Here is a 23,386-nt window from a genome sequence, read left to right as displayed (position 1 = left end):
GCGGAAGCGCCTCGCTCTAGCTGCGCACGGCGGCGATGAAGGACCCGACGTGCTCCTGCAGCCTGAGGATGCGCATCTCCCGGGCGAGCTCCCGGTCGTATCCCTCATAGGCCAAGGGCGGCAGCATCCGCACGTTCTGCGAGCATCCGAACTCCGCGCACAGCAGGGTGCCGATGGTGTCGCCCTTGCGGCCGGCGGGGCCCGCCTTGCGTGCGACGTAGAGCTGCACGTCGTTGCGGAGCGTCACGTCCTCGCACCAGGAGCACTGCGCCCTGGCGAGAACGCGCTGCTCCGCCCGCTGCAGGATGACGCCGGTGACGACGTCGTCGACCCAGGCGACGACGTATGAGCGACGGGGGAGCTTCGGATCGACCCAGCCGAGGTAGTCGAGCTTCTCGACGTCGAGGTCGGCGAAGCCCGGGGGCAGGGTCAGGTCGGAGACCTCTTTGCGGGAGGCGTTGAGGAAGGAGGCGCGCAGGGTGCGCTCGTCGATGGGACGCATGAGGGTGCAGACTTTCGTGTCGGCCGCGCGAAGCGGCGGGCCGCCGAGCGGCGGCAGGAGAAGAGGGAGCGCATCACGACGGATGCGGGGTACGACGGGCCACCGGGGACGGATGTTCCGCCTCCGGCCGATCGTCAGCCTCTGCCCGCGGCGCTGAGTGCGCCCACGGCTCCGTTCCGCGCTCTACCCGGCGTCCGGGGAGCACTCTTCGACAACAGCACCCGGAGAGTCTACGCCCGTTTGTTTCACCGCGTGTCGGTCCCGGTTCCCTCGGTGTCGCGACCGACCTACTCTTGCCGGAACGTCCACTCACGAAGGAGACCACCGTGTCCACGCCGCTGAACAGCCTTCCGCCCCTCTCGGTGCGTGAGCGTTCCGCGTGCATGTGCCGGCACGGCTTCGCGTGCTCCTCCTTCGCCGACGGCCACGCCCTGCACCTCATCCGGGCGCGCATGGCATCGGCGACTCCGAGCGACTGGGTCGATGCGGTCGTGGAGCACGCCGACGCGCTCTCGGGAACCCTCGCCGTGCGCACACTCGACGGCACCGCCCACGAGATCTGGAGTGCGGCGGGGGCCGCTCTCGAAGCTCCCATCGGCACCCCGGTCGCGCTGCACGTGCGCTACGGCGTCCTGTCCGTGGGGCGGACGCAGTTCAACATCGCACTCGTCTGAGACCTTCGGAGAGCGAGCGTCAGGCGCTCGCCATCATCATGTCCTTCACTGCCATGCAGGCATCCATGCAGTCCTTGCAGGCCTGGGCGCACATCCGGCAGACGTCGCTGTGATCCGCGTGCTGCATGCACTCGTCCATGCAGGTCTGACACATCGCGATGCAGGCGTCGAGCATCGCCATCATCGACGCGGGGGTCATCCCCTGCATCCGCAGCATCGACCTCATCATGGTGCCCGCCATGTCGGCGCAGTTCATGCACGCGGGGCTGCAGTCCATCATCTGCGTCGAGCACACGGTGCACGCCTGCTCGCATGCCGCGCAGGCGTCCATGCACGCCTGCAGGACGGACATGTCCATCGCCGCCATGTCGGGCATCGACTTCATGCTCTGCGTCATGGCGCCCATCATCATCGAGTCCATCTGTACCGCCTCCGTCGTCGGCCGCAGCCGGGGTGAGAACGGGCAGGACCACCCGCCTGAGGGCCAGGCTAGTCCGCCCGGACGTCCACGTCGACGGTCGATCCGCGGCTCTCACGAGCCGCGCTCGTTGTCAATCCCGTGTGCAGCATCCGTGGCCCGTGCGAGGTTGGTCGGACAGTGATCGACAGATGAGAGGACGGCACGCCATGAGCGGAGCAGACGACATCAAGAACTCGGCCGAGAAGGTCGGCGGCAAGATCAAAGAGGGCGTCGGCAAGGTCACCGACAACGAGAAGCTCGAGGCCGAAGGCCGCTCCGACCAGACCAAGGCGTCGGCCAAGCAGGCCGGCGAGAACGTGAAGGATGCCGCGCACAACGCCGGCGAGAACCTTCGGGACGGTCTCAAGGACTGAGTGTCCCCCACCGGCGGGCGCGAGCCCGCCGGTGCAGTCCCGCCGACGAGAGAGGAGTAGAGGTCATGCCCGGACGCAGGAACAGTTCGCTCAAGGATCCGGAGCTCTACGAGGAGCTCCGAGACGACGGCGCCTCGAAGGAGAAGGCCGCGCGCATCTCGAATGCGGCGGCGAGGGACGGCCGCAGCGCGGTCGGCAGACGCGGCGGAGAGCATGGCGACTACGAGGACTGGACGGTCTCGGAGTTGCGCGCCCGCGCCAAGGAGCTGGGTCTGTCGGGCTACAGCCGCATGCGCAAAGAGAAGCTGATCTCCACGCTCAGGGACCACTAGGTTCACCCCCGTGGCCCGATTCGGCATCGAAGAGGAGTTCGTACTGCTCGATGAGCAGACCCTCGTCCCCTCGGGCATGAGCGTCGAGGCGCGCGACGAGATCCTGCGAGAGGTCGGTCCCGGCCTCACCGCGGAGTACCTCACGTGCCAGCTCGAGTCGGCCACCGCGCCCGTCACCACCACCGAGCAGGCCAGGGCGGATCTGCGGCGAACGCGCAGTCGGCTGGGCCGCGCGGCCGCGATGCACGGCGCCATCGTCGCCTGCTCCGGCACACCGTTCATCTCCCCCAACCGCTTCGTGGTCTCGTCCTCCCCCCACTACGACGCCGTCTCGGCGCAGCTCGGCGAGATCACGCGCGAGCACGAGGTGAACGGGGTGCACGTGCACGTCGAGGTCGACGGCGACGAGGAGCGCGTACGCGTGCTCAACCGCATCCGCGCCTGGCTGCCCACCCTGCTCGCACTGACCGGCAATTCCCCCTTCACCCACGGCCGCGACTCCGGATTCGCGAGCTGGCGCAGCATCCTGATCCACAGGCTGCCGTCGTCGTGGAGCCCTCCGCATTTCGAGGACCTCGACGACTACCGCACCCGCATCGATCAGCTCGTCTCGATGGGGGCGATCGCGGATGCGAGCTCGCTGTCATGGACGGTGCGACTGTCGGAGCGCTTCCCGACGGTCGAGGTGCGGGTGTTCGACGCGCAGCTCGATGCCGAAGACACCCTTCTCGCCGCCGCCCTGTGTCGCGGCATCATGACCAGCGACGCCTTCGACGCAGCGGCACCGATGCCGCTCGACGTGATCGACGCGTCACTGTGGACAGCCGCACGATTCGGGCCGGATGCGCGACTCGTCGATCCGCTCACCGGCGAGGTCGCCTCCGTCCGACGCATCAGCGCGGGCCTGCTCGACCGTCTCACCCCGACCCTCGATCGACTGGGCGACGCCGATCTCGTCGCCGAGGGGCTCGCGCGCGTCGCGACGGACGGCACCGGAGCGCAGCGGCAGCTGCGCGCCTACGCCGAGAACGGCACCGCGGGGCTGCGCGACCTCTACCTCGAGGGCACCGCCACGCTCTGACGCGCGCGTCGGCGGCGCCGCCCCGGCCGTCCCCGGGCGGGAGTAGTGTCTGGCTGTGGCCACCTCCCGCTTCGCCCCGCTCCAACGTCTGGTGATCTCGGTCGCCGTGCTCGCCTCGTTCGTGACGTTCCTCGATGGGACGGTGGTGACCGTCGCGCTGCCCGCGATCAGCAGGGAGCTCGGCGGCGGCATCACGACCCAGCAGTGGGTGGTCGACGCGTACCTGATCACCCTCAGCGCCCTGATCCTCCTCGCGGGGTCGCTGTCCGACGCCTATGGCCGGGTGCTCGTGATGCGCATCGGGTTGATCGCGTTCGGCGTCGCGTCTGTCGCGGTGGCCGCAGCGCCCGATCCGCTCATCCTGATCATCGCCCGGGCTGCGCAGGGAGCGGCCGGTGCTCTGCTGGTGCCGAGTTCACTGGCCCTGATCACGGCGACCATGCGCGCCGACGTGCAGTCACGCGCGATCGGCACCTGGACGGCGTTCACGACCGGCGCTCAGCTGGTCGGCCCGCTGCTGGGCGGACTGTTCGTCGACTTCCTGTCCTGGCGGTTCGTGTTCCTCATCAACGTGCTCCCGATCGCCGTCACGCTGGTGCTGCTGTCGCGTCTGAAGCTCGCCGAGAAGCCGAGCGGCGTGAAGGTCGACTGGCTCAGCGGCGCCCTGTGCGCGATCGGCCTCGGTGCGGTCGTGTTCGCGCTGATCGAGCAGCCGAACCTCGGTTGGCAGTCCCCCGCGATCTGGGTGCCCGGCCTCGCGGGGGCGGCCCTGTTCGCGTGGTTCCTGGTGCGCCAGCAGCGTTCGACCGCTCCCCTCATGCCGCTCTCGCTGTTCCGCGTGCGCGACTTCGCCTGGGGCAACGTGGCGACCCTGTTCGTGTACGCCGCCCTCTCGCTCAACGGCTTCGTGGTCGGCGTCTACCTGCAGCAGGGTGCGGGGCTCGCCGCCACCGCCGCGGGTCTCGCCAGCCTGCCGCTGACGATCCTGATGATCCTCCTCAGCTCACGCGCCGGATCGTGGGCGGGCAGGTTCGGGCCCCGCATCTTCATGACGGTCGGACCGATCGTCATGGCCGCGGGTGCGCTGCTTCTGCTGACTGTCGCCGAGAGCTTCGACTACTGGTGGCAGGTGCTGCCGGCCATGATCGTGATGGGACTCGGTCTGTCTCTGACGGTCGCGCCGCTCACCTCGGCGATCCTCGGGGCCATCGACGAGTCGCGCTCCGGCATCGCATCCGCCGTCAACAACGCCGTGTCCCGTGTCGCGGGCCTGCTCGTCGTGGCGATGCTGTCGACCATCATCGGCGGCACCCTCGATCTCGCGGGTTTCCACAACGCCGCTCTGGTCACCGCGAGCCTGCTCGTGCTCGGTGGCGTGGTGTCGTGGATCGGCATCCGTCGCAACCCGGCCGAAGACGCGCCCGCCGAGACGGTCGACGGAGCCTCGACGCCCATCGGTTGACCGTGTCGGTGGCCGGGCGCAGACTGAGTTCACCGCCCGAGCATCCGGAGGTCCGTCATGAGCAGCACCCCGTCTCCCCTTCCGCCCATCGTCGATGCCGAGACGTGGCGTCGCGATCTCGAGGCACTGCGTGTGCGCGAGAAGGCGGCGACCCGTGAACTCGACGCGATCGCCGCGCAGCGGCGTCGTCTGCCGATGGTGCAGCTGCCGCCCTACACGCTCATCGGCGCCGACGGGCCGGTGGGTCTCGCCGAGATCTTCGGCGAGCATCCGCAGCTCATCGTGTACAACCACATGTGGTCCGACGGCAACGAGTGGCAGTGCCCCGGCTGCACCGGCTTCACCTCGCAGTTCACACGGCTCGACGTGCTGGAGCGGTACTACGACGCGCGCTTCGTGATCGTGACGAACGGACCGATCGACGAAGCCCTGGCGTATCGCGACCGGGTCGGCAATCGGATGGACTGGTACTCGAGCGCCGACAGCACCTTCGGCACGGACATGGATGCCGGGCCGAACGAGGGCTTCGCGGTGAACGTCCTGCTGCGCGACGGTGACACCGTGTACCGCACGTGGCACACGAACGGCCGCGGCACCGAGCGGCTCAGCCACCTGCACGGCCTGGTGGACCTCCTCCCCTACGGCCGCCAGGAGGAGTGGGAGGACTCGCCCGCCGGATGGCCACAGCACGGCACGTACGATCAGGGGATGGGTTCGAAAGAGATCGCCGCACTGTACGGGGCCGGCAACTGAGGCGCGTGGCGGCCGCGGTGGCCGCGGCCCTGCTCGCCCTCGCTCTCGCCGGGTGCGCGGCGGCCGCGCCACCGGCGGCACCGGATGCCGCTCTCCCGCCGGCGGGCGCCACCCCCGATTACCAGCTCGGCGGCGGCTACGATCCGGCAGACGGCGTCGGGATCGTGGGCCGCGATCGGTCGGACGAACCGGCGGACGGACTGTACTCGGTCTGCTACGTCAACGGGTTCCAGACGCAGCCCGGTGAGCTCGAGTCCTGGCCGAGCGACCTGCTGCTGCAGCGCGACGGCGAGCCGGTGTTCGATCCGGACTGGCCGGATGAGGCGCTGCTCGACACGTCGACGGACGATCGGCGTCAGCGCATCGCCGAGACCGTCGGGGCCTGGATCGAGGGGTGTGCGACGTCGGGCTTCGACGCGGTCGAGTTCGACAATCTCGACTCGTACACGCGATCTCATGACGCGCTCACTCTCGACGACAACCTCGCCCTCGCCACCCTGCTCGTCGATGTCGCCCACGCCTCGGGGCTCGCGGCAGGGCAGAAGAACGCGGCGGAGGATGCGGTGGTCCTGCACGAGCGCGCCGGGTTCGACTTCGCCGTGGTCGAAGAGTGCGCGGTCTACGAGGAATGCGGCGTCTACGCCGCCGTCTACGGCGATGCCGTGATCGACATCGAGTACAGCGACGAGCTCCCGCGGTCGTTCGACGAGATGTGCGCCGATCCCGAGTCCCCCGCCTCGATGGTGCTGCGCGATCGCGACCTCGTCACTCCGGATGTCGAGGGGTACGTGTTCGAGACCTGCCCGTAATCGTCGCGGGGCGACGGGCGTGAGTAGGCTGACCCCGTGAGCATGACGGGGGATCACGAGGGAGCGGGTCATGACACCGCCCCGCCCGTGCTGTCCGCGCGCGCGATCATCGCGCGATGGGGTCGGGCGATCCTCGACGTACCACGGGGAATCTGGATCGCCGCGTCGACGGCCACCGCTGTCCTGCTCGTGGTGGGCGTGACGGGCGGTTTCACCCGGGCCACCGTGCACCCGCCCGAACTCGGCGTCGGCGACGAGGCACGCATGTCGACCTACGCGATCACGGTGCTCGGCGCCGAGGTCGCCACGGAGATCGAATCCGAGTATCTGAGCGCCGACCCGGGCGAAAAGCTCCTCGTGATGACCACACGCATGGAGAACCTGACGGATGCGCCGATCGGCGTCGGCACCACCGCCGACCGCACGAAGGCCAACTTCATCAACACCGCCGGTCCCCTCCTCGAGCTGGCGGATGCGACGGCGACCGACTCCGTGTCGGTCTGGCGCGCCGACGGTTCAGCCGGACAGGTGATCCTCCAGCCGGGCGTACCGAGTCAGGTCACCTTCGCCTGGACCGTGCCGGAGGAGGCGCTCTCGGACGGCGAGGTCTCTCTCGATGTCCACGAGGCGGAGGTGCGTCGTGGAACGGTGATCCTCTCGTCGAACGCTGTCAGCTGGCGCGCCGCAGAAGTCGGCGCGCGCATCACCGTCGCCGCGGAGGATGCGCGATGAAGCGCGCTCGCCCCTGGATCCTGGGCGGCGTGCTGCTGCTCGGCGCCGGAGCGCTCACCGCCGTCACCCCCGGCGACGACGCGGTGATCGGCCCCCTTCTGCTGCGTGGGGCGGTCGGCGACGCCGTGCAGTCGCGCTCTCTGATCGCGACGGCGTCCGACGCGACCTTCGCCGATGAGGTCGCCGTTCCCACCTCCCACTGGAGCGCAGAGGGCAACTGGCTCGTGGTGAGGGTCACCGCCTCTGCGCCCACCACCGAGGCGGATGCCGCGATCCAGCTGGCGGCGCTGGCGATCGGCGACCGCGTGTTCCACTCCAGCGAACGGGTCGCGACGACTCTCAAGGGTGCACCGCTGCGGGTCGGCACGGACACCGACGGCATGCTGGCGTTCGAGCTGCCTCCCGACGTCGTCGCGGGAACCGCGGAGCTGCGCCTGACCACCTCGTATTACACCGCCGAGCTCGACGACCTCATCGCCATATCCCTCGCTCTGGACGACCTGCCACGAGTTCCGACCCTCGACATCGAGGCCCCCGCATGGAGCACTCCGTGAGCTGGTGGCGCAGGCAACGCACGGCGCTGATCGCGCTCGTCGTCGCTGCTGTCGCGATGGTCGCGGTCACGATCTGGCTCGATATCCTGCCGAGCGCGCGTCCGACCGACCGGGTCGTCGAGGCCGACACGAGCGTCGACATCGCCGGGCAGACCCTGACACTCGGCGCCACCGAGTGGGGCGAGTTCGAGGCTCCGTCGGGCTCGCGCACGCTCAGCGTGCGGTTGTCGTCGAGCGGAGGTTTCGACGCCTCGCTCTGCGGACGATCGACACTCACCGAGCCGGACTCGTCGCGCACCTGGGTCAGCTCGCGAAAGGGCCTCGAAGTATCATCCGATGACGGCGAGAGCTCATGCACCGTCGAGACGGATGCGTACCGCATCCTGCTCGTCTTCCTGCTTCCCGACGACGCCGACGGACCGTTCCGGCTCGACATCGAGGGCAGCGACGACGATCTGGCCCGTTTCGACATCGATCCCTGAGGGCCTGGTGTCGAGTTCTGACTGAGGTCGCCCGATCACCCCGTCGTACGCCGTCGCGACGATCGCGACCCTGAGCGGCTCGGTCACGGCAGCGACCGCCACAGTGACCAGGGGGAAGAGTCCGGCCCAGAACGATGCCTCGTGACCGCCGATCACCTGCAGCACGCCGCGGGTCCCCGCCTGCTCGGCGAGCGCCCAGGCCGCGTAGGAGAGGGCATAGGCGCCGTAGAGCAGCGGTCCTCCCCGCCAGATCACCGCGACGGCGGCCCACAGCCCTTCCAGTCGCATCACCAGGGTGCGCGCGACGCTCATCGCTGCCCCCCGCGCCGCGCCTCGCGCCGCCGCTCCCCCCCAGCGCCCGAGAGAGGGGGTGGAGTCGAAGGTGGTGCCGAAGATCACGCCTGCGACCGTCAGCCAGGCCGCAGGGACGATGAGGGCCGCGACCAGGATGCCGACGACCCAGGTCGCCCCCTCCCACACGATCGCGACCGGGGCGAGGTTGACGGCGAACCAGTCGCCGACGCCCTGCAGCCAGCCGACCGCCTCGCGCTGGGAGAACCAGCCGAGAACACTCGTCCACCAGCGGGCGACGAGTGTGAACAGCATGAACGTCCACAGCACCTCGGCATAGGTGGCGAGGACGATGGTCCAGCGCGGCAATCGTGCGGCGTAGCGGGTGAAGAGCACGCGCGTGAGGAGGGCGATGAGCAGCACGGCGACCGGAAGGATGCCGACCGCGATCAGGCCGCCTCGGTCGCCGACCTGAGCGAGGTCGTATCCGGAATCCGCGAGCGCGATCGAACTCGCGATCTGGAAGAACTCGATCTGGTCTGCGTCGAGCAGCCCCCACGCCGTGTAGAACGCGAAGAAGGGCAGGATCGCGGCCAACGTGGCGGAGGCGAACTCGCGGATGCCTCCGGCGTCCTCTCTGCGGCTGTGCGGCAGCGACGGCCGCACAGTCAGGTACATCGCGACGTACGAGACGAGTCGAGCGGCGACCGCGAGCGGCAGCAGCAGCAGACCGCCGAGTGTGGTGTGGCCGCCGACGAAACCCGCGAGCTCGATGAGCACCCGGTGCAGAGCCTCTCCCCCGAGGTACCACGCCATGAGCGCGGGCCAGTGCCCGGCGACGATGCGCGCGAAGATCCGGAAGGCCTGCGACATGTGCCCTACCGTAGCCGGTCACGCGCCCGGCCTGTGGCGGAGGCCCACCGAGGGAACGGGCACGCATCGCAGGGCGCCCGTTCCCTCGGGGCATCACGCAGCACGGCCGTCAACCCCCTCGGTCAAGGGCGTGACCGGCCCGCACGATACAGGGAGGATCGCCGCAGACGGACCGCGTCCGCGTGACTGAGAACCCGCGACCGCGTGACCGAGAACAGGAGTCGACATGGCGAAGAACGTACGCACGATGAGCTGCATCCCGGAGGACGTGTTCCGGGTTCTGGGGAACGGCTGGCTCTACCCCGCCTGGGTCGTCGGCGCATCGAGGATGCGCGACGTCGACGAGACCTGGCCCCGGCCGGGCGCCGAACTCCACCACTCGGTGGGGGTCTGGCCGGCGCTCCTCGACGACACGACCGTGGTCGAGGAATGGGATCCGCCGCACCGCATGGTGATGCGGGCCAAGGGCTGGCCGATCGGCGAAGCACGCGTCACCCTGCGCGTGCGCTCGTACGGCGACGGAACGATGGTGCGCATCGACGAGGAGCCCGTGAGCGGACCGGCCACGCTGCTGCCGGGCGTGCTCACGACGCCCCTGCTGCGCTGGCGGAACTCCGAGACGCTGCACCGGCTGGCGTACCTCGCCGAAGGTCTCGCCGCCTGACCCGCACCGCCTGCCCCACGCCGCCTGCCCCGCACCGCGTGATCCGTACCGGCATCCGCATCTGCCGCGCGGAGGGAACCAACCCATATATTCGTGCGAAGGGGCCGCGACCGTCGCGGATGCGACGGGAGATCCATGAGCGAGGCGACACGGTCGGGCTGGACCCGCTTCTGGGACCGCGGTGGCTGGTGGCGTGCCGTGGTGCTGGTCGTCGTGTACTTCGTCCTCTACAACGGCCTCTCGCTGCTGCTGACACCGCTCGCCACGCAGATCGACGATCCGGGCAGCGCAGCGGGCATCCTCGTCTTCTACGCCGCGCCGATCCTGATCGGATGCCTGCTCCTGATCGGCTTCGCCGCGTCGGTCGGCTGGCTGCATCAGCTCTTCCGTCCGCAGCCGATCCGCGGGCGCGGCTGGATGTGGATCGCTGTCGCCGTGGTGCTCCTGTTCAACGTGCTGCATCTGCTCTCGTTCGACTACGGCGCCGCGGGGACGCAGGTCGTCGCGACCTGGCTGCTCACGGGACTCTTCATCGGCTTCGCCGAGGAGGTGCTCACCCGGGGACTCGTGGTCACGCTGCTCCGCCGGGCCGGGCAGCGCGAGATCGTCGTGGCGGCGATCTCGTCGGCGCTGTTCGCGGCGCTGCACGCCGGCAACCTCCTCACGGGCCAGTCGCTGCCCGCGACACTGTTCCAGCTCGTCTACACGTTCGCCTTCGGTGTCTGCATGTACCTCGCGATGCGGGTGACGGGAACGATCATCGCGCCGATCCTGCTGCACGCGAGCACGGACCCCAGCATCTTCCTGCACACCGCCTACCCGGTGGAAGGAGCCCTGAGCTCGCTCGCGGGCGTCGGGAATCCCGCGGTGATCGTGGTCGGGCTCATCGCACTGTTCTTCGTCCGCGGGCGGGTGGGACGGGATCAGGCGGCCCCGTCGTACGGGGCCGCCTGACCGTCACACCGTGGAGGGCTGCAGCACCACCTTGATGCAGCCGTCCTCCTTGCGCTGGAAGGTCTCGTACAGCTTCGGTGCGTCCTCGAGCGGCGCGGTGTGGGTGGTGAGGTCCATCACGCCCAGCGGATCCGCGAGGTCCTCGACCAGGGGCATCAGGTCGTCGATCCAGCGCTTCACGTTGCACTGCCCCATGCGCAGGCTGATCTGCTTGTCGAACATGGTCTTCATCGGCAGGATGTCGGCATCTCCCGCATACACGCCGCTCAGAGACACCGTCCCTCCGCGTCGTACGACGTCGATCGACGAATACAGCGCGGCGAGGCGATCGATGCCCGCCTTGTCGAAGACCTGCCGGGCCGCCGCATCGGGGAGCAGGCCCACCGCCTTCTGCACGAGCGAGACGCCAGGGTTTCCGTGAGCCTCCATGCCGACGGCGTCGACGGCGGCATCCGCACCTCGCCCGCCCGTGAGGTCCCTCAGCTCCTCGACGATGTCGTCGGTGAGGTCGAAGACCTCGGCGCCGTGTCGTGCGGCCATCTCGCGCCGCTCGGCGACCGGGTCGACGGCGAGCACACGGTATCCGCGGTGCGTGCCGATCCGCGCCACGAACTGGCCGACCGGGCCCAGACCCATCACGGCGAGAGTGCCGCCCTCGGGGACCTCCGCGTACTCCACGCCCTGCCACGCCGTCGGCAGGATGTCGCTGAGGAACAGGTAGCGCTCATCGGGGAGGTCAGAAGCGACCTTGATGTGGTTGTAGTCCGCGAGCGGCACGCGCAGGTACTCCGCCTGTCCACCGGGCACCTGCCCGTAGAGCTTGGTGTAACCGAAGAGCGAGGCTCCGCTGCCGTACTCCGTGACCTGGGTCGTCTCGCACTGCGACTGCAGGCCGCGCAGGCAGAAGAAGCAGTGCCCGCAGGAGATGGTGAACGGCACCACGACACGGTCTCCGACGGCCAGGTCCTTCACCGCGCCGCCGACCTCCACCACGACGCCCATGGGCTCGTGACCGAGGATGTCGCCCCGGTCGAGGAACGGCCCGAGGAGTTCGTACAGGTGCAGATCCGAGCCGCAGATCGCCGAGGAGGTGATCCGCACGATCGCATCCGTCGGATGCTCGATCACGGGATCCGGCACCTCCTCGACCGCCACGGAGCGGGTGCCCTGCCAGGTGAGTGCCTTCATCGTGCGTCCTCCTCGTCGTTCACCGGTCTTCCAGACTCCACACCCGCCGGCGGATCGGCACAGAGGGTTGACAGACGCTCGACCCGGGTGCCGACGTCACGCCATGCGCACTGATCCTGAGAGAGATCGCAGCCCGAGGGGTGGGTATCTGTGGGAAGCTGGAATACCGCCAGTGATCATCCTGATTGCACCGCGTGGCACGGGTTCCGTGGCGAACTGAGGAGATCACGATGGGCAAGCTCGTCTATGAAGGAAGCGTCAAGGCGGAGATCGAGGACCGGGCGCTGACGCACCTGCAGCTGGTCATCACCACCAAGCTGCGTCGCGGTGAGCCGTTCTCGTTCACCTGGCGCGAGGACATGAGCGTGGGCGGCGGACGCACGACCGTATGGGTGCACGCCGGCAGCTCGCTCGTGTTCAAGTACAGCGGCAGCAGGCAGCCCTCGATCAACCGCAACTGGATCGAGGCTCTCGCGTTCACCGCGAACGCCCCCAGCGGCCTCTACCTGGTCCCGGAGCCTTCGGAGCCCGCCTCCGCGCCGGTCCAGAAGGCACCGACCCCGGCCTTCGCCTGACGTCGTCCCGACGATCCGCTCGCAGTCCTGCGGGTCGCCGGAACACGCGTCTCCGAGGCGGGAGAATGAGGCTATGGCCCAGAATCCCCCACGGCGACTGCTCGCCTCCGTGCGCAGAGTCCTGCACACCGATCCGTCGGCCGTGGCCCTCACCGAGGCCATGCCCGTCATCGACGAGCGCACGGTGCCGCGGGTCCTCGATCTCGCCACCCGCATCGGCGAATCGATGTTCGGAGTGGGCGCGTCGGCGCACGAGGTGACCCTCGCCATCACCCGCATCTGCGCGGCGTACGGCATGCGCGACGTGCAGGTCGACGTCACCTACAACTCGATCACCGTCTCGTTCCACCTGAGCGGCGAGGTCTGGCCCGAGACCCTCGTCCGCGTCGTGCGCGTCGCCGCCCCCGATCATGCGAAGCTGCAGCGGGTGCAGGCACTCGTCGCCGACATCGACGACGGGCTCGACCTCGAATCCGCTCGCATCGCCTTCAAGGCGCTGCGCCGGCTCCCCTTCCGCTACCAGCAGCCGGTGGTGATCGTGGCCAGGGCGCTGCTGGCCGTCGGCGTCAGCATCATGCTGGGAGCATCGCCGATCGTCGTCGGGCTCACCTTCGTGGCCGCTCTCTGCGCCGCACTGACCCAGGCCGGCCTCGCCCGCATCAGGGTCCCCCTCTTCTTCAGCCAGATCGCCGGTGGATTCGTGACCACGATCGTCGCCGTGGCGGTGTCGGCGCTCGGCGCGGCCGGGATCGAGCCGTTCGTCGGCATCCGCCCCTCGATCATCGTGGCGTCCGGAATCGTGCTCATGCTCGCCGGGCTCACCGTGGTCGGCGCCGCGCAGGACGCGATCGACGGCTTCGCGCTGACCGCAGGCGGACGCATCCTCGATCTCACGATGCAGACGCTCGGCGTGGTGATCGGCATCCTCGTCGGACTCGAGCTCGGCAAGGTGTTCGGCTTCACCATGGGACTCCCCGATGATCCCGCCCCCTTCGGGCCGCTGGTGAACCAGTTCGCGGGCGCGATCATCGTGGCGATCGCCGTCGCGGTCTTCAACGGCGCCGGCCTCAGGATCATCCTCGTCAGCGCGCTTCTGAGCGCCGTCACCATCGCCGGCTACACGGCGATGACCGGTCTCAACCTGCATCCGGCCGCGGCGAGCGCGATCGGCGCGCTGGCCTCGAGCTTCATCGGCATGCTCATCGCCCGCAACCTGCATGTGCCGTCGGTCGCCGTCACGACCGCCGCCATCGTCCCCCTGGTGCCCGGTGTCGCGGTGTTCCAGGGGCTGCTCGAGATGGTGCACGCCGTGGGGACGCAGAGCGGCGTGGTCGGTACCGGCGGATCGCTGATCGGCGCCGCCGTGATCGGGATCGGGCTCGCCTCCGGCGCCTCGCTCGGCCTCTACCTGGGCACGCCGGTCCGAGCCACGCTCAGCAGCGTCGCGAAGACGCGGGCGCGCGTCCGGCGCTGACCCGGGCGGTCAGTCGGCGGTGCCGGCGTACGTCTCGCCCACCGGAACCGCCACCGGCAGCACGTTGCCCGGCTGCGCCAGAGGGCAGGCCCATGCCGGATCATAGGCGCACGACGGGTTGTAGGCGAAGTTGAAATCGAGGACGATCGTGCCGCGCTCGGCATCCGATCCGAGGTCTGCGCCCTTGATCGTGTCGATCAGGTAGCGGCCGCCCCCGTAAGTGCCGCCGGGGCGTCCGGCCAGCGCGTCGCGCACCGGGATGAACAATCCCCCGCCATAGGTCGTCAGGCGCCAGATGTCGAGAGAGCCGGTGTCGGGGATCTCCACCCTGCCGATGCGCTCGAACGGCACGACGCCGTCGGTTCCGGTCGCGAAGTCGAATCCGCCGGGATCGGCGGGCAGGATCGGCAGCTCGAAACGCCACTGCGGATCGTACGAGGCGATGGGCAGCCCTTCGAACAGGGCCCTGTCGCCCGCACGCAGCGGAGTCGCCGGGTGATGCAGCATGAGGTCGTCGCGTTCGATGCGCCAGAGCTCGTGCGCCTCCTCCGGCGATTCCGCCTGCCGGACGGCGTCATACAGGGCGAACACACGGCGTCGCCAGTCGACGACCTCGGCGGCGGTGCGAGCTTTCATGAGCGTCATGGGGTTCAGGCTACGCGCCCGGCCTGTCGGATCGCTCAGGTTCGGGATCCGACAGGCGTTCTCCGCTCAGGCGTCGGCGCGCACCGTCTCGAGCGAGGGGTAGTCGGTGTAGCCCTCACCGGTGCGGCCGTAGAACAGCGCGGGCCGCGCCTCGTTGAGGTCGGCCCCCTGACGCCAGCGCTCGACCAGGTCGGGGTTGGCGATCACGGGGCGGCCGACGGCGACGGCATCCGCCCATCCGTCGGCGACGAGGCCTTCGGCCTCTTCCCGGCTCGTGACGACGCCGAAGCCCGAGTTGATGACCAGGGGTGCACCGAGCGCGCGGCGGATGCGCTGGACGAGCTCTCCCGTGGGGGCGGCGTTCAGGATGTCGACGAAGGCGAGGCCCAGCGGGCGGAGCCCGTCGGCCACGGCGAGGTAGGTGGCGAGCGCGTCGGCGTCGTCCTCCTCGAGGACGCCCTGGATGTTGTGCTGCGGCGACAGGCGAATGCTCGTCCGGTCGCCGCCGACGGCCTCGGCGACGGCCGTGGTGACCTCGATCGCGAAGCGCGCACGGTTCTGCGGAGACCCGCCGTACCGGTCGTCACGGACGTTCGACACGGGCGAGAGGAACTCCTGCACCAGGTAGCCGTTGGCCCCGTGCACCTCGACGCCGTCGAGACCCGCGGCGATCGCGTTGCGCGCGGCCTGCACGAACTGCTCGACGACCTCGGGGATCTCGTCGAGGGTCAGAGCGTGCGCGACCGGCATGTCGACCTTGCCCTCGGGCGTGTGCGTCTGACCGGGAGCGGCGAGAGCGCTCGGCGCGACCACGCGGGGTTCTCCGGAGATCGCCGGGTGCGAGACGCGACCGCCGTGCATGAGCTGCATCACGATCGTGCCGCCCTCTTCGTGCACGGCGTCGGCGATGCGACGCCAGCCCTCGATCTGCGCGGGCGTCACGATGCCGGGCTGTCCAGGGTACGACTTGCCCTCGGCCGCGGGCCACGTGCCCTCGGTGAGGATGAGACCCTGCCCCGCGCGCTGACGGTAGTACTCCACCATCGTCTCGGTGGGCACGCCGTCATCGTCTGCACGGGTGCGGGTCAGTGGCGCCATGACGACGCGGTTGGACAGCGGAAGGGCGCCGAAGACGGCGGGCTCGTAAAGACTCACAGTGAGGGTCAAGTCGCGTCGCTCGTCGCGTATTCCCGGTCAGGATGCCGGAGTCTTGCCGTCCGCACCGTCGGATGCCCCGCCACCGAGTTCCGAGAGCATCTCGGCGAAGCGATCGAGGTCGGCCTGCGACCACTGGCCGAGTCGCGCGGCCAGTCGGGCTTCATAGCGCGAGCGCGCGGCCGTGACCTTCTCCTGAGCGAGTGCGGTCGCGACGAGAACCCGCGCTCGCCGATCGTCGGGATCCCGCACGCTCTCGACCAGCCCGAGCTGCTCGAGCTGCCGCACCTGGCGACTGACGGCGGTCTTGTCGGTCTGCAGTCGTTCGATGATCGCACCGGCCGACGTCGCCTTGCCGGTCGCGATCGAGGTCAGCACCTGGTATCCGAGGGGCTGGAGGTCGGGATGCACGGTCTGCGCCGCCTCCCGCCAGCTCACGCGGATGCGGGCGAAGAGCCGCCCCAGCTCGTGCTCGACACGCGACACCGCGTCGTCGAGATCGACGCCTCCGTCGGGCGCGGCGTCGTGGTGGGGCGTGTCGGGTCCGGCGGGGTCGTCGGAAGAGGCACTCATGATCGCCATGATACGGCGAAGCCCCGCTGCCGGTGCGGCAGCGGGGCTTCGATCGGATCAGGCGTCGATCAGGTGAGGGACGCCCGATCCGTCCGCACGGTCACTTGTCGAGCAGGCCTGCGGCGGTGAGCCACTCTTCCGCCGCCGTCGATGCCGAGGCCTTCTCGTCGCCCTCGACCCGGTCGCGCAGCTCGATCAGGTCGTCGGTGGTGAGCTTCGCCGAGATCGCGTTGAGCACCTCGGCGAGCTTGTCGGTGTAGATGTCCTTCGAGAGCAGCGGGATGACGTTCTGCGCCGAGATCATGTTCTCGGGGTCGTCGAGCACGACGAGATCCTCGGACTTGATCGCCGGAGAGGTCGTGTAGATGTCCGCCACCTGCACCGTGCCGTCGACGAGCGCCTGCACGGTGTCGGGGCCGCCGAAGTCCTCGTACGGGACGAACGTGACCTGACCGGCTTCGGTGCCGACCCCGTAGACGTCGCGGAGGCCCGGGATGCCGTACCCGAGCTCGCCGAACTGCGGGTTCGAGGCGAGCGAGAAGGGCTCCAGCGCCTTCAGGTCGCCGATGGCCGTGAGGTCGTTCTCCTCGGCGGTCTTCTTCGTCACGACGTAGGCGTCCTTGTCCTCGGCCTCAGCCGAGTCGAGCACCTGCAGATCGTCTGCACCCACGGCATCCGGCAGCGCGGCGTCGACGTCCTCGGTCGTCCGCTCCTCGTAGGCCGTGTCGTAGTAGGCCAGCAGGTTGCCGTTGTACTCCGGGATGAGGTTGATCGAGCCGTCCTGCAGGGCGGGGATCGTCTGCTGTCGCGGACCGATGTTGAACTTTGTGGAGACGTCGAAGCCTTCGGCCTCGAGCGCCTGCGCGTAGATCTCGCCGAGGATCTCGCTCTCGGGGAACGCGAACGAACCCACGATGATGGCGTCGCCCTCGGCGGCGTCTCCGCCGCCGGACGACGTCGGGTCGGAGGTCGCGCACCCGGCGAGGGCGATGGTGGTGCTGACGGCGAGCAGGGAGGCTGTCAACCAGGTCTTGCGGGCTCGAGAGGTCATGCGGGGGTCCTTTCGTCGAGGATCGGCGCCACGGCGGCATCCGATCTGTTTCGCTGAACGCTGCGGAGGGGACGCATCGCCTGTCCCCGAGTACGGGTGAGACGCTGGAGAAGCGCGAAGACGCCGTCGATGACGAGGGCGAGGACGGTGACCAGGAGCGCGCCACCGAGGATCACGGTGTAGTCGTTGAGGCCGATGCCGGAGGAGATGATGCGCCCCAGGCCGCCGAGTCCGACGTACGACGCGATCGTCACCGTCGCGATGACCTGCAGGGTGGCCGAGCGGATCCCGCCGATGATCACGGGAAGACCGAGCGGGATCTCGACCTTGCGCAGGATCTGCATCTCCGTCATCCCGATCGAGCGCGCCGCATCGATCGCCTCGCGGCCGACGCTCTCGAGCCCCGCGTAGGCGCCGGCGAGCAGCGACGGGATGGCCAGCAGGACGAACGCGATGACGGAGCCGACGAGCACGGCCGGAGTGGTGCTGAGGCCGGAGCGCAGCACCATCGTGAGGAAGAACAGGAGCCCCAGCGTGGGGAGGGCGCGCATCGCGCCGGTGAAGCCGATGACGAACTGTCGACCGCGCCCGGTGTGCCCGATGTAGAAGCCGAGCGGAAGAGCGATCAGCATCGCGATGGCGAGCGAGACCCCCGAGTAGAGGAGGTGCTCGACGAGCCGGTCACCGATGGGCAGCGGACTCTGCGAGCCCGGCACCCAGTTGGGGGGATCGAAGATCCAGGCGATGGCGTCGAGGAAGAAGTCCATCAGACACCCGCTCCCGGGGGCGCGAGCAGCCGACCGCCGCCGGCGCCCGCATCGGCGGCCGTGGTGTCGCTGTCGGGGGGATCGCCGCCCTGGGCGCGACCACCGACCGCGCGGCTCCAGGGCATCAGAACCCGCCCGATCGCCACGAGGATCAGGTCGAAGACGAGGGCGATGAGCAGACTCATCACGATCCCGACGACGACCTCCTCGAGGATGCCGCGCTGCTTGCCGTTCTGGAAGAGGTAGCCGAGGTTCTCCGAGCCGATGATCACACCCACCGAGACGAGGGCGATGGTCGACACGGAGACGACGCGGAGGCCGGCGACGAGCACCGGCCCGGCGAGCGGGAACTCGACGCGCCAGAACCGGCCGCCTCGCGAGAAGCCGATGGCCTTCGCCGACTCGATGATCGCCCGATCGACGGATCCGAACGCATCGGTGGCCGAGCGCAGCATGATCGCGACCGCGTAGATCGTGAGCGCCACGACCAGGTTCGTGTCATCGAGGATCCGAGTGCCGAGGATGACCGGCAGGATGACGAAAAGCGGCAGCGACGGGATCGTGTAGAGCAGGCTGCCCGTGGTGATGATGAACGTCCTGGCGATGCGATTGCGACTGGCCACCCACCCCAGCGGCACCGCGATCACGAAGCCGAGGAGGATGGGCACGATCGCCAGACGGACGTGATTGATCGTGAGATCGAATATCAGGCCGAGGTTGGAGGCGATCCAATTCACCGAAGCACCGTTCTGTCCGGTCTTGGGACGCCGACTCGCGCGGACAAGACATTCGACTGAACCACAGAAGGCGTCGATCGACAACCCGAGAAGACATCCGGAGTGATCGTGCGGCGCGATCGTGTGGCGCGGCGCTCAGACCTCGGCGAGCAGTCGGAAGACCTTGGAGGCGGCGTCGATCTCCTCCGGCGTGAGCTCCGCGACGACGGTGCGCAGTCGCGAGGCGTGGTCGCTGCGGAGCTCGGCGAGGGCGGCGCAGGCCGACGGCGTCGCCGTCAGCACGCGCAGCCGCCCGTCCCGCTCGTCCGCCCGCGAGGCCAGCAGTCCGAGCTCCTCGAGCATCCGCACGTGCCGACTGATGACGGATTTGTCCATCTCGAACCGCTCGGCCAGTTCGTGGGCGCTGGCCGAGCCCGCGCGGTCGATGAAGGCGAGCAGCTTGTAGCCGCCGACCTGCAGCTCGGGGTCGATGCGCGCCGCCGACTCGCGCCAGAGCGTCCTTGTCCTCGCGAAGATGAGGTTCAGATGCGTCTGGAGGTCGCCGAGGGCGGTGTCCACATCCGCGGACACCGCCGCGTCTGAGATGGTCATCTCAGTTCCTCGGCTCCCGGCCCTGCTCATCCTCGCGGTCGTGCTCGAGGACGGTCACCGACCCTGTGGCGGTGGACGTGGAAGCCTGCGCTGCCGAGATCCGGATGGTGCCGGTCGACATGTTCGCCCCGACCTCCGCCTCCGAGACGTCGAGCACCGACTCCTCGGCCTGCTCACGCAGCTGCTCCGCGGCGTTCTTGGTCGAGAGCGGCTTGTTGCGGATGAACGCGATCGCGATGATCGAGATCACGGCGAGCGGGATGGCGATGATGAAGGCATCCGCGATGCCGTGGCCGTAGGCGCCCTCGACGATCGCGCGGATGGTGTCGGGGAGCTGCGTCACCTTGGGCACGTTGCCCGAGGCGAGGTGCGTGAGCGCGTCGACCTCGTCGGGAGTGGTCGGCGTGAAGCCCTCGAGAGCGTCGGACATGTACGAGGCGACGCTGGTCGACAGCAGCGAGCCCATGACGGTCACGCCGATGGTGCCCGCGATGGTGCGGAAGAAGTTCACGTTCGACGACGCGGCTCCCAGCTGCCTCGGGTCGGTGTCGTTCTGCACGATGAGGGTGAGGTTCTGCATCACCATGCCGAGCCCGGCGCCGAGGACGAACATGTACGTCGCGACGAGCGGGAACGGGGTGTCGTAGCGCAGCGTCGCCATCAGGCTCACGCCGATCGTGGTGAGCACGGAGCCCGTGAGCATCCAGCCCTTCCACTTGCCGAACCTGCTCACCAGCTGGCCGATGATGATCGACGCACCCATCTGGCCGATGATCATCGGGATGGTCATGAGGCCGGACTCCGTGGGTGTGGCGCCACGGGCCAGCTGGAAGTACTGCGCGAGGAACACCGAGGTCGCGAACATCGAGACGCCGATCGCGATCGACGCGATGACGGAGAGCGTGAAGGTGCGGTTGCGGAACAGCGACATCGGCACGATCGGCTCTTTGACGAAGAACTCGACGGTGATGAATCCGGCGATCGCGACCGCGGCGGTCACGACGAGCATGATGCTGGTCGAGGAATCCCAGTCGAACTGGCTGCCGCCCATCGACACCCAGATCAGCAGAGTCGAGACGCCGACCGCGAGCAGGACGATGCCGAAGTAGTCGATCGAGACCTTGGTGTCGCGCTGCGGCTTGGGCAGGTGCAGCGTGAACTGCAGCAGCACGAGCGCGAGGAGCGCGAACGGCACGCCGACGAAGAAGTTGGAGCGCCAGCCCCACACGTCGGTGAGGAGTCCGCCGAGCAGCGGGCCGCCGATGGTGCCGAGGGCCATGATGCCGCCGACGACACCCATGTACTTGCCGCGCTCACGCGGCGAGATGATCAGCGCGACGGCGATCATGACGAGCGACATCAGGCCGCCGACGCCGATGCCCTGGATGACGCGCACCGCGATGAGCATGTTCGTGTCGGTCGAGAATCCGGCGATCACGGTGCCGACGGTGAAGATGATGAGCGAGATCTGCACGAGGATCTTGCGGTCGACGAGGTCGGCGAGCTTTCCCCAGATCGGGGTGGAGACGGCGGTCGCCAGCAGGCTCGCGGTGATGACCCAGGTGTACTGGGACTGGGTGCCGCCGAGGTCGGCGATGATGACGGGCATCGAGGTCGACACGACCGTGCCCGAGAGCACGGCGACGAACATGCCGACGACGAGGCCGGAGATCGCGGTGAAGACCTCGCGCGGCGAGCGCGTGGGCTCAGCGAGAGAAGAGGAAGAGACGTGGGTCACAGTGGGATGCTCCTGTGTAGAAAGTTGATAAGAATCAACTATACGCCCGATGGTTGCTAAAGCGCAACTGTCGACCTGGAGCAACCATCCCCGTCACCCTCCCCCGGCAGGACGGGGCGTCACATCCTCGCGTACCGCGCTCGAGCGACGCAGAACAGTCCGTAGACCACGAGCCCCGCGCCGACCGCCCAGAGGATGACCGCGCCGAAAGGCAGCCCGGCGAGACTGCGCAACGCGGAGTCGAGACCGCCAGCCGTCTCGGGATCGTGCGTGAGAGCGGCGATGACGAACAGCACGCCGGCGACCGCGACCGCGATCCCCTTGGCGATGTAGCCGGCGACGCCGAACGCGATGATGCCGGAGCGCGCCGCGCCGCTGGGCAGCGAGAGGTTCTTCGTGAACGCCCGAGTGGCGCCCCGCACGATGAACGCGACGCCCACCGCGACGACGACGAGGCCCACGAGCACGAGCAGCACGACCCCGGCGGGCACGGCCAGCAGCCGTGCGCTGAAGGACTGCGACGAATCGGAGGACTCCGACCGCCCGCCGAGCGCATACACGAGCGCGGTCGCCCCGATCGCGACGTACGCCACGGCCGTCCCCGCGAACTTGATGCGGTGAGCCCACTTCTTCTTGGCATCGGGATCGCGCTCGACGACCGCTTCCGCGGTCTGCCAGATCGCGAGCGCGAACAGCCCGAGCACGATGATCCAGAGCAGGGCGGTGCCGGCGGGCGACTGCTGGATCTGCGATAGCGCTCCGCCCTGGTCGGCGCTGCCCCCGCCCCCGCCGGTCGCGAGGGAGATGGCGATGAATCCGATGAGGAGATGCAGGATGCCGAGCACGACGTAGCCGACTCTGGCGAGGATGCGGAACGCCGTGCTGTTCTGCGCTGCCCTGGCGGTGCCGGCAGCGGATGTGGGGACATTCATGGTGTGGCGGCGCTTTCGTCGGAGTGCTCGAAGGGAGGGGTGTCGGACAGGCGGGCGGCATGACGATCGCGGACGGCCTCGGCGCACACCCAGACGAGGGTGGCGACGCCGATGCCCTCGAGCATGCCTGCGATGACATCGCTGAGCCAGTGCGCCGAGAGGTAGGTGCGACTCCACATCATCGTGAGCACCCAGATCGTGCCCAGCATCCAGACGAGGCGACGACGGAGCGCGATGCCGAGAACGACGACGACCGTCGTCGCGACCGCGGTGTGCCCGGAGGGGAAGGAGGTGGCCATGCTCTCGGCCAGCGAGTCCGCGGGGCGCGTCCGGCCGATCACGGCCGCCATCGTCGCACCGACGGCGACGACCGCGACCATGGCGGTCGCCAGCGTCACGGCGTCGCCTCGCCGTCCGCGCCAGAGCAGGAGGACGACCAGAGCGGCGCCGACCAGGATCATGCCGATGGTGCCCCCGATGACGGCGGGCACCCATGCGATGACGATGCCGACGTCACTCGACGCTGCCCCCATGAGGTCGTGCCACCAGACGTCGATCGCCAGCGGCCGGTGTCCGCCGATCGCGACGACGCTGCGCAACGCGACGAAGGCGACGACGGCAGAGACCGCCGTCAGGAGCGCGGCGTCGCGACGGGCGGCGTCGGACACGCGGGGTCAGGCGAGGGGTTCGTTGTCGCGGATGCTCCTCCGCGTGACCCGCTCGCCCGTCGCGGGGTCGACCGCGGTGCGGGCGACGGTCTCGGTGCGCCTGCTGCGCGTGACGAAGATGAGGCTGATCAGGAACACCAGGGCGCCGGCGCCCATGAGGATGTAGCCGATCAGATCGAGATCGACGAATCCGCCGGTGTCGATGTTGAGCGCGAAGACGAGGATCGCTCCGATGACGATGAGCGCAATGCCGGTTCCGATACCCATGATGTGGATTCCTCTCCTGGGCCGCCTC

Annotated in this window: 28 protein-coding genes; 13 read left to right on the top strand and 15 right to left on the bottom strand. The window is 69.1% G+C overall.

Translation table 11 applies throughout. From position 1 onward, the window contains the following. Positions 1-16: 16 nt before the first annotated feature. Positions 17-502: an FBP domain-containing protein gene (locus tag ASD43_RS07890; RefSeq protein WP_056415746.1), complete on the bottom strand. Its 486-nt coding sequence runs from the start codon at positions 500-502 to the stop codon at positions 17-19. A 326-nt stretch (positions 503-828) separates the two neighbouring features. Between ASD43_RS07890 and ASD43_RS07885 the strand changes: the two genes are divergently transcribed. Further along, positions 829-1,176 carry a hypothetical protein gene (locus ASD43_RS07885; protein ID WP_056415743.1) on the top strand — a complete coding sequence of 116 codons (348 nt, stop codon included), beginning with the start codon at positions 829-831 and terminating at the stop codon, positions 1,174-1,176. A 19-nt stretch (positions 1,177-1,195) separates the two neighbouring features. Here the strand turns inward: ASD43_RS07885 and ASD43_RS07880 are convergent, their stop codons facing one another. Next, a complete protein-coding gene (locus ASD43_RS07880; RefSeq protein ID WP_235564079.1) occupies positions 1,196-1,552 on the bottom strand; it encodes a hypothetical protein in 357 nt (118 codons plus the stop codon). 251 nt (positions 1,553-1,803) lie between these two features. Between ASD43_RS07880 and ASD43_RS07875 the strand changes: the two genes are divergently transcribed. The 8 genes from ASD43_RS07875 to ASD43_RS07840 all read left to right on the top strand — a co-directional run bounded on the left by ASD43_RS07875 (position 1,804) and on the right by ASD43_RS07840 (position 7,733). Continuing rightward, a complete protein-coding gene (locus ASD43_RS07875) occupies positions 1,804-2,010 on the top strand; it encodes a CsbD family protein (protein WP_056415737.1) in 207 nt (68 codons plus the stop codon). Positions 2,011-2,075: 65 nt separating this feature from the next. Continuing rightward, positions 2,076-2,342 (top strand): DUF7218 family protein, encoded by a 267-nt coding sequence (locus tag ASD43_RS07870; RefSeq protein ID WP_056415735.1) that lies wholly within the window; start codon positions 2,076-2,078, stop codon positions 2,340-2,342. A gap of 10 nt (positions 2,343-2,352) precedes the next feature. Beyond that, positions 2,353-3,423, top strand: a complete 1,071-nt coding sequence (locus ASD43_RS07865) for a carboxylate-amine ligase (protein ID WP_056415732.1) — start codon at positions 2,353-2,355, stop codon at positions 3,421-3,423. A 55-nt stretch (positions 3,424-3,478) separates the two neighbouring features. Next, positions 3,479-4,885, top strand: a complete 1,407-nt coding sequence (locus tag ASD43_RS07860; protein ID WP_235564077.1) for an MFS transporter — start codon at positions 3,479-3,481, stop codon at positions 4,883-4,885. A gap of 57 nt (positions 4,886-4,942) precedes the next feature. Further along, on the top strand, positions 4,943-5,638 hold the full coding sequence (locus ASD43_RS07855) for a DUF899 family protein (RefSeq protein WP_056415730.1): 696 nt from the start codon (positions 4,943-4,945) through the stop codon (positions 5,636-5,638). Between the two features lie 5 nt (positions 5,639-5,643). Next, on the top strand, positions 5,644-6,447 hold the full coding sequence (locus tag ASD43_RS07850) for an endo alpha-1,4 polygalactosaminidase (protein WP_235564075.1): 804 nt from the start codon (positions 5,644-5,646) through the stop codon (positions 6,445-6,447). Between the two features lie 36 nt (positions 6,448-6,483). Further along, on the top strand, positions 6,484-7,179 hold the full coding sequence (locus tag ASD43_RS07845; protein WP_157550894.1) for a hypothetical protein: 696 nt from the start codon (positions 6,484-6,486) through the stop codon (positions 7,177-7,179). Then, positions 7,176-7,733: a hypothetical protein gene (locus ASD43_RS07840; RefSeq protein WP_056415724.1), complete on the top strand. Its 558-nt coding sequence runs from the start codon at positions 7,176-7,178 to the stop codon at positions 7,731-7,733. Before ASD43_RS07845 ends, ASD43_RS07840 begins: the two co-directional genes overlap by 4 nt. Positions 7,734-8,083: 350 nt before the next feature. Here the strand turns inward: ASD43_RS07840 and ASD43_RS07835 are convergent, their stop codons facing one another. Continuing rightward, positions 8,084-9,379, bottom strand: coding sequence for a hypothetical protein (locus ASD43_RS07835; RefSeq protein ID WP_056415721.1), 1,296 nt, complete (start codon positions 9,377-9,379; stop codon positions 8,084-8,086). 226 nt (positions 9,380-9,605) lie between these two features. On the opposite strand from ASD43_RS07835, the gene ASD43_RS07830 reads away from it, so the two are divergent. Beyond that, complete coding sequence (locus ASD43_RS07830; RefSeq protein WP_056415718.1) at positions 9,606-10,043, top strand: SRPBCC family protein; 438 nt, start codon at positions 9,606-9,608, stop codon at positions 10,041-10,043. Positions 10,044-10,178: 135 nt separating this feature from the next. After that, a complete protein-coding gene (locus ASD43_RS07825; protein ID WP_056415715.1) occupies positions 10,179-10,997 on the top strand; it encodes a CPBP family intramembrane glutamic endopeptidase in 819 nt (272 codons plus the stop codon). Between the two features lie 3 nt (positions 10,998-11,000). Here ASD43_RS07825 and ASD43_RS07820 read toward each other — a convergent pair whose 3' ends face one another. Beyond that, a complete protein-coding gene (locus ASD43_RS07820; RefSeq protein ID WP_056415712.1) occupies positions 11,001-12,185 on the bottom strand; it encodes a zinc-dependent alcohol dehydrogenase in 1,185 nt (394 codons plus the stop codon). A gap of 230 nt (positions 12,186-12,415) precedes the next feature. Here ASD43_RS07820 and ASD43_RS07815 point away from each other — a divergent pair, with 230 nt between their 5' ends. Beyond that, positions 12,416-12,760, top strand: a complete 345-nt coding sequence (locus ASD43_RS07815) for a DUF7882 family protein (RefSeq protein ID WP_056415709.1) — start codon at positions 12,416-12,418, stop codon at positions 12,758-12,760. A 73-nt stretch (positions 12,761-12,833) separates the two neighbouring features. Then, positions 12,834-14,234, top strand: coding sequence for a threonine/serine ThrE exporter family protein (locus ASD43_RS07810; protein ID WP_056415706.1), 1,401 nt, complete (start codon positions 12,834-12,836; stop codon positions 14,232-14,234). 9 nt (positions 14,235-14,243) lie between these two features. Here the strand turns inward: ASD43_RS07810 and ASD43_RS07805 are convergent, their stop codons facing one another. The 11 genes from ASD43_RS07805 to ASD43_RS07755 form a co-directional block, all read right to left on the bottom strand. After that, the gene (locus ASD43_RS07805; RefSeq protein WP_056415704.1) at positions 14,244-14,879 is read right to left on the bottom strand and encodes a DUF1684 domain-containing protein; all 636 of its coding nucleotides are present in this window, start codon (positions 14,877-14,879) and stop codon (positions 14,244-14,246) included. A gap of 66 nt (positions 14,880-14,945) precedes the next feature. Continuing rightward, entirely contained in the window at positions 14,946-16,034 is a 1,089-nt protein-coding gene (locus ASD43_RS07800) for an alkene reductase (protein WP_056415701.1), read from the bottom strand. 39 nt (positions 16,035-16,073) lie between these two features. Then, a complete protein-coding gene (locus ASD43_RS07795; protein ID WP_056419334.1) occupies positions 16,074-16,607 on the bottom strand; it encodes a MarR family winged helix-turn-helix transcriptional regulator in 534 nt (177 codons plus the stop codon). Between the two features lie 100 nt (positions 16,608-16,707). Continuing rightward, on the bottom strand, positions 16,708-17,658 hold the full coding sequence (locus ASD43_RS07790) for an ABC transporter substrate-binding protein (RefSeq protein ID WP_056415697.1): 951 nt from the start codon (positions 17,656-17,658) through the stop codon (positions 16,708-16,710). Continuing rightward, positions 17,655-18,425, bottom strand: coding sequence for an ABC transporter permease (locus ASD43_RS07785; protein ID WP_056415695.1), 771 nt, complete (start codon positions 18,423-18,425; stop codon positions 17,655-17,657). The genes ASD43_RS07790 and ASD43_RS07785 overlap by 4 nt, the downstream gene beginning before the upstream one ends. After that, positions 18,425-19,162, bottom strand: coding sequence for an ABC transporter permease (locus ASD43_RS07780; RefSeq protein ID WP_082539316.1), 738 nt, complete (start codon positions 19,160-19,162; stop codon positions 18,425-18,427). Before ASD43_RS07780 ends, ASD43_RS07785 begins: the two co-directional genes overlap by 1 nt. 135 nt (positions 19,163-19,297) lie before the next feature. Further along, on the bottom strand, positions 19,298-19,753 hold the full coding sequence (locus ASD43_RS07775; protein ID WP_056415692.1) for a MarR family winged helix-turn-helix transcriptional regulator: 456 nt from the start codon (positions 19,751-19,753) through the stop codon (positions 19,298-19,300). A gap of 1 nt (position 19,754) precedes the next feature. Then, positions 19,755-21,491, bottom strand: a complete 1,737-nt coding sequence (locus ASD43_RS07770) for an MFS transporter (protein WP_082539315.1) — start codon at positions 21,489-21,491, stop codon at positions 19,755-19,757. Between the two features lie 119 nt (positions 21,492-21,610). Then, on the bottom strand, positions 21,611-22,423 hold the full coding sequence (locus tag ASD43_RS07765) for a DUF1206 domain-containing protein (protein WP_056415688.1): 813 nt from the start codon (positions 22,421-22,423) through the stop codon (positions 21,611-21,613). Then, positions 22,420-23,091, bottom strand: a complete 672-nt coding sequence (locus ASD43_RS07760) for a phosphatase PAP2 family protein (RefSeq protein ID WP_056415685.1) — start codon at positions 23,089-23,091, stop codon at positions 22,420-22,422. Before ASD43_RS07760 ends, ASD43_RS07765 begins: the two co-directional genes overlap by 4 nt. Before the next feature lie 6 nt (positions 23,092-23,097). Continuing rightward, entirely contained in the window at positions 23,098-23,358 is a 261-nt protein-coding gene (locus ASD43_RS07755) for a DUF6458 family protein (protein WP_056415682.1), read from the bottom strand. Positions 23,359-23,386: the final 28 nt, after the last annotated feature.

Source organism: Microbacterium sp. Root553, from assembly GCF_001426995.1.
Classification (GTDB): domain Bacteria; phylum Actinomycetota; class Actinomycetes; order Actinomycetales; family Microbacteriaceae; genus Microbacterium.
The sequence above is the reverse complement of the archived record's forward strand: the minus strand, read 5'-3'. Positions and strand labels throughout refer to the sequence as shown.